We start from the raw sequence: 12,683 nt of genomic DNA on the forward strand, positions 1-12,683 counted from the left end.
CAACCAACACCACCTCCCACTCCACCCACTAATGGACCGCCGCCACCGCCCGCTAGTATAAAAAAAAACAAAACCCCCCCCACCCCCCCCCCCCCCCGCCGCAGCCAGGAACCCCAAGCAAAAAAAACCGCCCCGGACGGCCCCATAAACAAGACCCGCCCAATACAAAGCTCCTACTTACTTGCCAACAACCTTGGTCTCCCAGGCCCGCGGCTTCCCCTCCCAAACCGAGAACCCCTGCACCCGCTTATTGGTCGCCCAAGCATCCGCCCCGTTATAAAGCACCAGCAAAGGCGTCTGCTCCAGCATCAGCGCATGCAGCCGGTCAAACAACTTCTGCCGCTTCGCCGGGTCTGACTCCAGGAAGCTCTCGTTGATCAGCTTCTGCGCCTGGGGGTCATCCCACACCTTGCGCGGCTGCTTGGACTTGTCACCCGAGAACTGCTCGAAACTCAGCGCCGGATCGAGCCGCGACGAAAACGTGAACGAACTGATCTGGTACTTGCCGGTGTTATAGCGGTCCAGTTGCGTAGCCCACTCCAGCACCTCGATCCTGGCGTTGATGCCTACCGCCTGCATCATCGCCTGCGCGATCACGGCCACCTGATAGCTCGGCACGTGCGCGCGCTTGTTGGCGTAGATCACAATGGGCTCGCCCTTGTAGCCCGCTTCCTTCAACAGTTGCTGCGCGCGCGCCGGATCGTATTTGTAGGTGCGCTTCTCGGCCTCCTGGTAATAGGCCGACCCGGCGTACACCGCGGAATTGTTCAACTGTCCCAACCCCTCGGACGCCGCCGCCACCACCTGGGGAATATCCAGCGCCGCCGCGATGGCCTGGCGCAGCTTGACGTTCTTGAGCAACGGGTCCTGCGTCTGGAACAGCAAAGTGTGCTTGGTCGCATCGTGCGGGCTCATGACCGACACGGCCGGATTGTGCTTCAGTTCAGCCACGTCCGTGATGGTGATCTGGCTGGCATCGATCGCGCCCGACACCAGGCCGGCCTTGGCGGTCGACGGGTCCGGCACCACCAGGAACTTGACCTCGTCGGCCAGCGGCCGCTTGGCGCCCACATAACCGTCGGGCTTGTCGCCAGCGCCCGGCGAGACGTAGTCCTTGAACGCGGTCAGCACTACGTACTCGCCGCGCTTCCATTCCTTGAATCGGTAGGGGCCGGTGCCGACCGGCTCTTTCCAGGAGCCATCGGGGTTGACCGAATCCTTGCTCAGGATCGCCGTCATGCCGCAGTCGGTGCGGGCCATCGAATCGAGAAACACCGACGATTTGCGGTCGATCTTCATGACCACGGTCTGCGCGTCGGGCGCGGCCACGTCGACCACCTTCAAGCCGTTGCGGCCGTCGAAATCGCTGCGGCAACGCCAATCGGTCTTCGGATCCATGTAGCGTTGCCAGCTCCAGAGCACGTCGGCCGAAGTCAGCGGCTCGCCGTTGTGGAACTTGACGCCCTGGCGCAGCTTGAAGGTGTAGGTCAGGCCGTCTTCCGACAGATCGACCGACTTGGCCAGCAGCGGCGCCACCGTGCCGTTCTCGCGGTAGCCGACCAGGCCCTCCACCACGTTCAGCACCACGCCATCGGTGGTGTTGTCGCGGTTGACACCCGGATTGGTCGAGCGGATGTCGGCCGGCTGGGCGATGGTCAGGGTAGCGGCCTGGGCCGCGCCCGCGGCGGCCAGGATCAGGCTGAGCGCGAGCGCTCGGGAAACAGGATGAAGGTGCATTATGGAAATCCCCCGGAGGCATGCGGCGCCAGATTCATAACTATATTGGCGCCAAAATTAGCTGCCCATTATGCAGGCTTGTCGCCGCCGCGGTATCCGGGGTATCCCTGAAAGCCGCCCGAAAACGACCGCGGCGGCCTCCTTTGCAGGAAGGCCGCCGCATTTACCGGGCCAGGCAAGCCGCGCGCCGCGTCAGGAAATATCCTGGCCGACGTGCTGGGCGATGATCTTCTGCAGCCGTTTGACGTCGCGCGCCTCGAGCGCCTCGACCATGTCGAAATGCTCGCGCGCCGAGATTTCGATGCGCGAACGCGTGACCCATTCCTTGGCCGGCGCGGCCGGGCCACGCGCCCGGGTTTCATGGATCAGGGCCGCCAGCTCGCGGTTCGAGCACATGTCGTACATCGCGGCATGGAACGCCAGGTTGACCTCGTACTGCTCCAGCAACGTGCCGTCCTGCAACAGCTTGGCGAAGCGCTCGGCCAGCGTGCGCAGGGCGCGCACCTTGGTCGCCGTGACGTTGGGCATCAGGTCGGCCGCGGCGCCGGTTTCCAGCAGCACGCGGATATCGCGGATCTGCGCATGCTGATCCGGCTCCATCGTATAGACGTGGTAGCCCCGGTTGGGGATGTGCGCAATCAACCGCTTGGCGGTCAACTGGTCGAGCGCCCGCCGCACCTCCAGGCGCTTGGCGCCGTAACGTTCCTGCAGGTCGATCTGTTTCAGCCAGGCGCCGGGTCCGTACACGCCCGATTGAATATCATGGGCAATACGGTCAACCAGGCCCGGCTGTGTCGCCGCCGCTTTCGGCATGGACCCCTCCCGTGAATCAAATCCAAACCGCGTATTTTATGCGTAAGTCGACGCCGGAGCGGAAAGCCCCGCCCCGCGCGGACCCGTCCCTTCAGGCCATGGCCGCCGACGGTTCGGACCGATCCAGACGCCAGCGCAGGCGCACGCCGCCAGTTTCGGTCGACTCCAGGGCTGGAATGGCCGACAGCAGGCTGCGGGTGTATTCCTCGCGCGGTTGATCGAACACCGCGTCGCGCGAGCCCTGCTCGACGATGCCGCCCTCGCGCATCACCACCACGCGGTCGGCCACCTGCTCCACCACGCCCAGGTCGTGGCTGATGAACAGGCACGAGAAACCATGGCGTTCCTGCAGGTCGGCGAACAGGTCCAGCACCTGCGCCCGCACCGTCACGTCCAGCGCCGACACCGGTTCGTCGGCGATGACGAAGGCCGGCCGCCGCACCACCGCCCGGGCGATGGCCACGCGTTGGCGCTGGCCGCCGGACAACTCGTGCGGAAAACGCCTGGCATATTCCGAACCCAGGCCCACTTCGGCCAGCACCTCGTCCACGCGCCGGCGCTTGTCGGCCGCAGGCATGTCGACCAGCATGCGCAGGCCTTCGCCCACCAACTGGCCGATGGTCATGCGCGGGTCGAGCGAGGAATACGGGTCCTGGAACACCATCTGGCAGTTCAGGCGGTAATCGCGCCAGGCCGGCGAGCGGCGGCTGACCGGCTGGTTGCGGAACAGGATCTGGCCGGCGGTCGGCGCCAGCAGGCCGGCGATGGCGCGGCCCAGCGTGGTCTTGCCCGACCCCGAACCGCCCACCACCGCCACCACTTCGCGCGGCTTGACGTGCAGGTCGATGCCGTCGAGCGCGCGCTTGGCGCTGGTGCGCGAGAACAGCCGCTGATGGCCGGCATAGTCGACCACCAGGCTCCTGACCTCGACGATGGGGGCCTCCTGGATCGGCGGACGCGCCGGCAGGCGGCGCGGCATCGCGTCCAGCAGCTTGCGGGTGTAGGGATGCTGTGGCCGTTCGAGAATGGCGGCGGTGCTGCCGGTTTCCAGCACCTTGCCGTGCTGCATCACCACCATGCGCTCGGTGTAGCGCGCCACCATCGGCAGGTCGTGGCTGATCATCAGCACGGCCGTGTTGTGCTCGCGCGTCAGGTCGACCATCAATTCCAGCACGTCGCGCTGCACCACCGCGTCGAGCGCGGTGGTGGGCTCGTCGGCGATCAGCAGCGCCGGCTCCAGCAGCATCACCGAGGCCAGCATCATGCGCTGGCGCATGCCGCCCGAGAACTCGTGCGGCCAGGCCTCGACCGCGGCCCTGGGGTCGCGGATGCCGACGCGCCGCAGCATCTCCAGGATGCGTTCGCGGCGCTGCGCCGTCGACAGGTCGCGGCGGTGCAACTTGAGCCCTTCGTCCAGTTGGCGTCCGATGGGCATGGACGGGTTGAGCGAAGTCATGGGTTCCTGGAACACCATGCCGATGCGCGCCCCTCGCAGCTTGCGCAGCGCGGCCGGGGTGGCCTGCGTGACTTCCACGCCCTCGAAGCGGATCGAGCCGCCGGCCACCACCAGCGGCGGAGGCGTCAGGCCCATGATGGCGCGCGCCGCCTGGGTCTTGCCGCTGCCGGACTCGCCGACGATGCCGACCATTTCGCCCGGCGCCACCTCGAAGGACACGCCGCTGACGATTTCGCGGCCGCCCCGGCCGACGGTCAGGGACAGGTTCGATACGGTTACCAGTGCGCTCATTGCACGCCCCTCATGCGGGGATCGAGACGGTCTCGCACCGCGTCGCCCAGCAGGTTGATCCCGAGCAGCGCAAGCGCGATGGCCAGGCCAGGAAGAATGGAAAGGTACGACGCCTGCGCCATGAACGGGCGGGCGGCGGCCAGCATGTTGCCCCAGGTGGGCGCGGGCGGCGGCACGCCCAGGCCCAGGAACGACAGCGCGCTTTCGGCCAGGATCACCCAGCCGAACATCGAGGTCGCCAGCACGGTCAGCGGCGCCACGCAGTTGGGCAGCACGTGGCGCACCATGGTGTAGAGCTCGGAGTTGCCCAGCACGCGCGAGGATTCGATGAACTCCTTTTCGCGCAGCGACAGCACCGTGCCGCGCACGATACGCGTCACCGACGGCGTATAGGCCAGGCCCAGCGCCAGGATGATGCCGTACTTGTTGGCGCCGACCACCGCCAGCAGGCCCAGCGCCAGCAGCAGGCCCGGAAAGGCCAGCAGGGCATTGTTGAAGGCCATGATGATGCGGTCGGTCCAGCCGCGCACGAAGCCGGTCAGGGTGCCGACGATGGTGCCGGCCACGATGGCGAAGCCGACAGTCAGGAAGCTGATCCACACGCTGCTCGATGCGCCGGCCAGCAGGCGCGACAGTTCATCGCGGCCGAACTCGTCGGTGCCCAGCAGGAAGTCGCCGCCGGGCGGCTTCAGGCGCGCGGCGAAATTGATCTTGAGCGGGTCGTGCGGCGTCCAGAAGGCGCCCATGATCGCCGCGACGATCATCACCGCCACGATCACGCCGCCCACCAGCGCGTTAGCTGCAATTCGCTTTTTCATTCGGCGGTCACTCGCGGGTCGAAGAGGGGATAGCACAGGTCGATCAGCAGGTTCACGATCACGTAGATCACGCCGACGAACAGCAGGCAGCCCTGGATCACGGGGTAGTCGCGGGCAAAGATCGAATCCACCAGCAACCGGCCCAGGCCGGGAATGGTGAACACGGTTTCGACCACGGCGATGCCGCCGAGCAGGTTGCCCAGCACCAGGCCGATCAGGGTCCAGGTGGGGCCGAAGGCGTTGCGGAAGGCATGGCGCATCAGCACCGCGGATTCCGACAGGCCCTTGGCGCGGGCATGGGTGATGTAGTCCAGCCGCAGCACCTCCAGGGTGCTGGCGCGCGCCATGCGCATCAGCACGCCGATCTCGTGCAGGAACAGCGTCAGGATCGGCATGGCCAGGTACAGCAGGCCGGCCTTCCAGTCTTCGCCGATCGACACGTAGCCCACCACCGGCAGCCATTGCAGCTTCAGGCCGAAGAAGATCAGCAGCAGCAGCCCGAGCCAGAACGTGGGGATGGACACCAGCAGCGTGGCAGTGCCGACCAGGATCAGGTCGGGCGCCTTGTTCTGCTTCCAGGCGGCGATCATGCCGGCGGGCACGGCCACCAGGGCGGCGAACAGCACGGCCACCAGCACCACGCGGCCGCTCACCAGGAAGCGGTCCCACACCAGCGGCAGCACCGGCTGGCCAGTGTTGATGGACGCTCCCAGGTCGCCGTGCAGCATGTTGCCGAACCAGATGCCGAACTGGGTGGGCCAGGTCTGGTCCAGGCCCAGCCGCGCGCGCAGGTCGGCCAGGGCCGCCGGCGTGGCCAGGTCGCCCAGCAGCAATTGCGCGGGGTCGCCCGGGATCAGGCGGATCATGACGAACACCGCCACCGCCACGATCAGCAGTGTGGGAATGGCCATGACGATACGGGATAGCGCGAAACGCAGCATGGCCCTCTCCTATCGCGGCTGGCAGGCGCTGGCGCCCCCGCGGCCGATCGGGTTGTCGACGTTATTCATTGCGCAGCTTGCGCAGTTCGGCGGCCAGGAAGTCCTGCACCTGGCCGACGCACTTCAGGCCGTCGTGCGGCACGTTGTCGACCACGTCCAGCACGGCCTTGATGCCGGCGGCCTCGAACGAGCGGCGCAGCGACTCCAGGCGCTCGGGGCGGGTGGCGCCGGCCGAATTGGCGCCGGGCATGAAGAACTTGCCGCCTTCGCGATGGGTGATCTCCCAGGTCTCCAGGTCGGCCTTGCCGACGATCAGGTGCACCGCGACCTGGCGCAAGGCGTCGACGTCGATGGCCTTGCCGAAGCGGGCCTCGGCATCGCGCACGCCGACCCACCAGTCCTGGCTGGGGTCGAGCAGCGTGACCGAGCCGGGCGCGCCGATCGAGACGGCCCACAGGGTTTCGGGATGCAGCAGGGCGTAGCGGTTGACGAACTGGCCGCCGCCGGAATAGCCGAACAGGGCGAAGCGGGTGAAGTCGCGGCCGAATTTCTCGCCGACTTCGGCGACCATGCCTTGCAGGATGTGGTCGTAGCGGATGTCGCCTTCGCGCAGTTGCTTGAAGCCGTCGCGGTTGCCGTCGCCGAGCGGGCTGACGGGGAACAGCGGGCACAGCACGATGCAGTCGTTCCAGCGGGCGAATTCGGCGAAGGCGTCGCGGTATTCGACGAAGGCGCGGCCGGTGCCGTGCATGATCACGACCAGTTCCATGGGGTGGCTGGACTGGTCGATGTGCGGGGGGACGTACATGCAGTACGAGAAACGCGGGTCGGTGCGGGAGGCGAAGACGGTGCTGTGGCCGAGGTCGTAGATGGCGCGGGCGCGGGCGGCGTCGGGGGCCAGGACGGGTGCTGCGGTGGACTGCATGGTTTCCTCGATTTCCGGGCGGGGTGTGCCGGGGGGTGTTGCGGGCGGGGGATTTTTGACTAAATTGGCGCCAATTTTAGGAACCAGGTTTGGGTTGGGGCAAGCGGGGGGAATCCCTAACGGGTGGTTCGTGACCTTGCCCCGGGGGATGGGCCGGGCGGCTAGGGCTGTGGTTCTTTTGACGCGGGGTGGCCGGGCCGGGCGGAGGACGGGGCTACGATTGCGGTCCGGAGCCTTCGCTCCGGACTGCCCCTGCGTCAACCTCGTCCGCCTTCGGCTCCCTACGGTTTCCCTTGGGCGCATCTACACGCCCCGTCCTCCGCCCGGCCCGGCCACCCCGCTGCGTCAGCGCGTTTCGAGACGCCGCCGGGATGTGTCACGTGCTTAGGCTTCGTGGCGATGTTGTGTGGAGTAGGAAGATCTTGCAGGGTCGCCCAAGACGGCCGCGCGGGCGGCCTTTTTGGGCGTTCAGGGGTGCGATGTCGACGTCCGGGTTCGCGGAGATGGTGAAGGCGTCGTCAAATGGAAGGAGAGAGACGAGAGCGGCGATCCGCCGCTCTGGGCAGGACGGTCAAGGTCGGCGGCGGGGCTCAGTCGAGCTTGTAGCTTTTCAGGTGGATGCTGGTTTCCGTGGCGGAGATGGCCTTGATGAGACGGACGCGGTCCAGGACGCGGGACATTTCCTCGATGTTGGCGACGCGCAGTTCGGCCAGCAGGTCCCAGCGGCCGTTGGTGTCGTGCAGGGCGACGACGGCGGGGTCCCCCAGGAGGATGCTGACGACGCGGCGGGTTTCGTTGCCGTCGACGGCGATGTTCATCCAGGCGCCGATCTGGTCGGGTTGGGATTCGGGGCGCAGCCGGACGGTGTAGCCGACGATGATGCCCTCGTCTTCCATGCGGGCGATGCGGTTGTTGATGGTGCCCCTTGATACGTCGAGCTTCTTGGCCAGGGTCGCGACGGTTGCGCGTGCGTCGGCGCGCAACAGGCCCAGCAATTGCTGATCGAGTGTGTCCATGATGGTTCCAGCCTGAAAATTGGCGCCAATTTCACATCTTATACGGATTCGATGCGAGACCGGCGCGCGCTGTCCGGCTCGCGGACCTGCCGGACCCTGGCGTGCTTTTGCCACGGTCCAAATTTACCGCGTTTGGATTAGCACCATTGCAAGCTGGCGCGCGGCTCGGCCTGAAGGCCTGAGGCCGCTGGCGCTCAGGCCTTGATATACACCCAGGCGTGTACGCCGGACTTGAGCGGCACCGAGACGCGCCGGTAGTCCGCCACCTCGTAGCGGTCGGCGGCTTCCAGTTCGTGCTGTGTGATCTGGAACACCATGCCCGGCACCTCGTCCTTGGGATCGTGGCTGGCGTAGACGATGGGATGGCGTGCCAAGCCGCTGGTCTTGATCACCTCGGGATCGGTGATGTCGACCCAGCGCTGCACGTAGCCCGTCATGGCATCCGCGCGGCCGGAGAGTTCGCGGCCGAAGTTGGCGCGCTGCACGGCCTTGTCCTGCAGGGTGCCATAGGAGAAAAGCAGCACCTTGGAGTCATCAAATTCAGGCACCTTTGTGTCCTTTAGGAAAAATTGTATCTGCAAATTTACACCTACAGCGCGAACAGCGCGACAAAGATCCGCGCGCTTGCCCGGACCGGGCGGCCGGCGGCGCCATGGCAAGAACCGGATAGCGGCGCCGGCCGGGCCTGCCTATCGTGGCCGGGTCTTTCATCCACAAGGAATCGTCATGCAGCAACTGACCGGCAAAGTCGCCATCATCGCGGGCGCCAGCTCAGGGATCGGCTACGAGGCGGCGAAACTGTTCGCGCGCGAGGGCGCCAGCATCGTCGCGGTGGCGCGGCGCCAGGCCGAACTGGAACGATTGGTCGCGGCGATCGAGGCCGACGGCGGCCGCGCCGTGCCCCTGGCCGGCGACGTGCGCGACGAGGCCCTGGCCGAAGCCGCCGTCGCCCTCGCCGAAAGCCGCTACGGCGGACTGGACATCGCCTTCAACAATGCCGGCATGACAGGCCGCGCACAACCCCTGCACCAGGTCTCGCCCGAGGAATGGCGCCAGATCCTGGACACCAACCTGGGCAGCGCCTTCCTCGGGGCGCGCCACCAGATTCCGGCCCTGCTGCGGCGCGGCGGCGGCTCGCTGATCTTCACGTCCACCTTCGTCGGCCACACGGCCGGCCTTGCCGGCATGGGCGCCTACGCCGCCAGCAAGGCCGGCCTGATCGGGCTGGTCCAGGCCATCGCCACGGAATACGGCGCGCAAGGCATACGCGCCAACGCCCTGCTGCCGGGCGGCACCGACACCCCGATGGGCCGCGCCTCGATGCCATCGGAGCAGGCCCGTCGATACGTCGAAGGCCTGCATGCGCTCAAGCGCCTGGCCGAGCCTCGGGAGATCGCGCAATCCGCGTTGTACCTGGCATCGGACGCCTCCAGCTTCACCACCGGCACGGCATTGCTGGTGGATGGCGGCGTGTCGATCCATCGCGGTTGAACCTGGCCGGAAACGCGCAAGGCGGCGGCGCCCCCGCGTGCCCACGCCGCCGCTTCATCGCATATACACGCCGTCATTGATGGCATGGTTGGCGCCGGCCACGAAGGGCGCCTCGTCCGACGCCTGCCAGGCTTGGCAGCAGTAGGCGGACGGCAGGCCGGCCAGCGCGGTGATGCCCGGCCGGACACGGCTCGAGGGCGTCCAGGATCGCCGCCAGCAGGCTGCGCGACGTGGCTCCCAGGCAGCCGCATTCAGAACCGTGTCTGCAAGCCTATCCGCCAAGTCCGCCCCGGCGCCGGCATGAAACTCTGCGCCAGCGGATCCAGGTAGTAGCGGTTCGTCAGGTTCTGCACCGACATGCTCACCGTCATCCGTTCGCGCAACCGGTAGGTCATGAACAGGTCGAACAGCGTCACTGGGTGGTACACCAACTGCTTTGTCGTCGGCGTTTCCTGCCACGGCTGGTCGGCCTTGACCGTGGGGCCCGAGGTATAGGCCATGCGGCCGCCCAGCGACAGCGTTTCATTGAAGAAACGCAGGCCGGCTGTCAGGCTCAAGGCCAGCCTGGGCGGATTCTGAGCGTTGGTATACGAACCCATGAAACTGCCGGGTGTGCACGTCGGCGTGTTTTCCGTATGCCGGAAAGCGCTGGGATTGTCACGCAAGTGCTGCGCGAAGCCTGCGTCGCAAGTCTCGGTCTTCAGGTAATACGTGGCCGCCAGATCCGCGAACACCCGCCCGGCGTCATAGTGCGACTGGAATTCCAATCCGCTGGTCTTGTAGCGGTCGGTGTTCCTCATCTGCAACGCCTTTTCGGTCAGCTCCTCCACACCGTCATAGTCGTAGTAGCGAACGATGTAGTTCTTGATGTTGTTGTTGAAATAGACAACCTTGGCGGCGACCGTGTCGCCATCGGCCAACAGGTTGCCACGCACCGTGCTGGCGCCGAACTCCCAACTATTGGAACGCTCGGGCTTGAGTCCCCTGCCCGGTGACAGGCTCATCGTGCCAAGGCTGGTCTCGAACAGCGATGGCAACCGCAGCCCCTGGGTATACGAGGCATAGACGAAGGTGTCCGGCACCAGTTCCAGGTTCAGGCCCACCGATGGGGCGAAGCCGCCGCCGCGGCTGCGCAGCCTGGGGGCATGCGCATAGCCGGTGACGACCTCTTTCACATCTTCGTCATAGACACGAGTCGAGCCCGCGCCGAAGTCGTCGTACGGCACGCCGACCTCTGGGCGGTTGCTGTCCTGGTAGACGATGCCGTTATGCAGGCGCGGATCGGTGGCATCCGTGTACAGGCCGTTCTCGTCAGGCCACCACGTCTGGTAGCCGAAGTTGCCCGGCCACCACCACTCGCCCGGCTTTTTCACCATGATGGCGCGGTAGGGACGCAGTTCGCGGATGGCGGTGGAATATACGCCGCGGTCCCTGACGTCGTAATGGCTGTAGCGGCCACCGCCCCACAACGTCAGCGCCCCCACCGGTCGGTATTCCAACTTGCCATTCAGGCTGAACTCCCGGCGCGAGGCATCGCGCAGCACGCGGTTGCCGTCGATGTCCTGCTGCGTCGTCACCACGCCGCGCTGCGGCCGCAGATCCTCGACCTGGAACGAGCCGCCCAGGTTGAGGCTGACATCGCCGTGCGCCGTGCGCCAACGCGAGGTGTTGGCCAGGTCGCCGCCGATGCGGCGGTCGGCCTGCCGGGTCCATCTGCGGTCCGTCACGTAGGCCTGCGACGCGGGCGCCCACACCGAAGTCAATTGGCTGGTCCTGGCATCCGTCATCCACAGGTTCACCCCCAGGTCCACCAGCGGATTGTCCGCCGGCTGGAACTGATAGCGCGCCGTATAGGTGTCGATACCGGTTTCGCCCAGCGGATACTGCGTGATGCCCGCCGTGCCGGAACGGATGATGTCCGACGGCATGATTTCGCCGATTTTTCCGTCGTAGCGGCGATAGCCCAGCTCCAGCGTGTGGCCTTCGGCGGGTCGCAGCGTCAATTTCAACAGCGTCGACTCGGTTTCGGCCGACGAATTCAACACTTCCTCGCCAGGGTTGTAGGACTTGGCCACGCTGTTCCTCTCGTAGCGATGGCCCGGGTAATACATGCGATACCGCTCTCGCCCCTTCTTGCCCGAGAAATAGTTGCCCTGATTGCGGTGCGCGTAGGCCGCCACGAAGTCGAGGCGGTCGTTGGCATAGGCAAAAGCCAGGCTGCCCGATTTCGCGCGCGAACCGAACAGGCCGCCATGGCTATCATGCGGAACGGCTCTCAGATCATTCGCCGAGGGCTCGCCAGTGGAGGACGACGGCGGAGCGACGCCGCGGTGTGGCGGCGCCACGCCGTTGTTCCATAACTCGCCCTTCAGGCGCAGGCCGATATGGCTGCCTTCCGTCAGGACGTCCCGCACGCCCAGCGTGCGCATTTCCACCGAACCGCCGATGGCGCCGGACGTCACGGAGGGACCCTTGTTGACGGTCACGTCGCTGATCAGGTCCGGGTCGATATAGCTGCGTTGGGCCGTGCCCCCGTATCCGCGGTACACGTCCAGCGCCTGCTCGGAGCCATCGACCCGCACCGCCACCCGGCTCTGCCCCTGGATGCCGCGGATGTTGACGTCCAGCGCGCCGCCGTTGCGGCTGTCGCCGACCTGCACGCCCGGGATGCCGGCCAGCAGGTCGCCGACCGACACCCTGCCGAACCGGTCGAGGTCCGGGCCGGACAGATACACGGATGATCGCGGCGCGGTATAGACCTCTTTCCCGGCAACCGCGCCGCCCTCGATTTCGACCGGCGCCAGGGTCACGGCTCCCGGCGACACCTCCAGCACATAGCCGGACGCGCCGCGCCGCGCCCGCAGGCCGGTACCGCGCAACAGCGCCGTAAAGCCTTCTTCCACTGCGTAGCGACCATGCAGCCCCGGACTCTGGCGACCGGCCACCTGCTCGGCGATGAGCGACAGCGCCACATCGGACTGTTGCGCATAACGGCTCAGCGCGTCCGCCAGCGGCCCGGCCGGGATGTCGTATTGCCGCTCGACTTGCTGCGCCTGCGCGATCGGCCCGGCCGCTGCGCCAAGCCCGGCCAGCACCAGGCGCGAGGCCAATGCCAGGCCGGCGATGACGCGCGGCGGGGAAAAGGGGAATCGGCGGCGCGGGCCTGCCGCGTGGGTATGGAGCATGATCGTGGTC

At 66.6% G+C, this 12,683-nt stretch carries 10 protein-coding genes; 1 reads left to right on the forward strand and 9 read right to left on the reverse strand.

Annotated features, from left to right (window positions below; translation table 11 throughout):
• Positions 1-177: 177 nt before the first annotated feature.
• From AC6LKG_RS20685 to AC6LKG_RS20720, 8 genes are all read right to left on the reverse strand, one after another.
• Entirely contained in the window at positions 178-1,737 is a 1,560-nt protein-coding gene (locus tag AC6LKG_RS20685; protein WP_498167571.1) for an ABC transporter substrate-binding protein, read from the reverse strand.
• A gap of 192 nt (positions 1,738-1,929) precedes the next feature.
• Positions 1,930-2,484: a GntR family transcriptional regulator gene (locus tag AC6LKG_RS20690; protein ID WP_498167574.1), complete on the reverse strand. Its 555-nt coding sequence runs from the start codon at positions 2,482-2,484 to the stop codon at positions 1,930-1,932.
• Positions 2,485-2,641: 157 nt separating this feature from the next.
• Positions 2,642-4,297 (reverse strand): ABC transporter ATP-binding protein, encoded by a 1,656-nt coding sequence (locus AC6LKG_RS20695; protein WP_498167576.1) that lies wholly within the window; start codon positions 4,295-4,297, stop codon positions 2,642-2,644.
• Complete coding sequence (locus AC6LKG_RS20700) at positions 4,294-5,115, reverse strand: ABC transporter permease (RefSeq protein WP_498167579.1); 822 nt, start codon at positions 5,113-5,115, stop codon at positions 4,294-4,296. The genes AC6LKG_RS20695 and AC6LKG_RS20700 overlap by 4 nt, the downstream gene beginning before the upstream one ends.
• Positions 5,112-6,056: an ABC transporter permease gene (locus AC6LKG_RS20705; RefSeq protein WP_498167581.1), complete on the reverse strand. Its 945-nt coding sequence runs from the start codon at positions 6,054-6,056 to the stop codon at positions 5,112-5,114. Before AC6LKG_RS20705 ends, AC6LKG_RS20700 begins: the two co-directional genes overlap by 4 nt.
• A gap of 61 nt (positions 6,057-6,117) precedes the next feature.
• Complete coding sequence (locus AC6LKG_RS20710) at positions 6,118-6,981, reverse strand: alpha/beta hydrolase (protein WP_498167583.1); 864 nt, start codon at positions 6,979-6,981, stop codon at positions 6,118-6,120.
• 590 nt (positions 6,982-7,571) lie between these two features.
• Positions 7,572-7,997, reverse strand: coding sequence for an Lrp/AsnC family transcriptional regulator (locus AC6LKG_RS20715; protein ID WP_047992161.1), 426 nt, complete (start codon positions 7,995-7,997; stop codon positions 7,572-7,574).
• A gap of 194 nt (positions 7,998-8,191) precedes the next feature.
• Positions 8,192-8,545: a gamma-glutamylcyclotransferase family protein gene (locus AC6LKG_RS20720; RefSeq protein WP_498167586.1), complete on the reverse strand. Its 354-nt coding sequence runs from the start codon at positions 8,543-8,545 to the stop codon at positions 8,192-8,194.
• Between the two features lie 178 nt (positions 8,546-8,723).
• Between AC6LKG_RS20720 and AC6LKG_RS20725 the strand changes: the two genes are divergently transcribed.
• Positions 8,724-9,488, forward strand: coding sequence for an SDR family oxidoreductase (locus AC6LKG_RS20725; protein WP_498167589.1), 765 nt, complete (start codon positions 8,724-8,726; stop codon positions 9,486-9,488).
• 251 nt (positions 9,489-9,739) lie between these two features.
• Here the strand turns inward: AC6LKG_RS20725 and AC6LKG_RS20730 are convergent, their stop codons facing one another.
• Positions 9,740-12,673 carry a TonB-dependent receptor gene (locus AC6LKG_RS20730; RefSeq protein ID WP_498167590.1) on the reverse strand — a complete coding sequence of 978 codons (2,934 nt, stop codon included), beginning with the start codon at positions 12,671-12,673 and terminating at the stop codon, positions 9,740-9,742.
• Between the last annotated feature and the right edge of the window lie 10 nt (positions 12,674-12,683).

This window comes from Achromobacter sp. 46006, assembly GCF_059761975.1.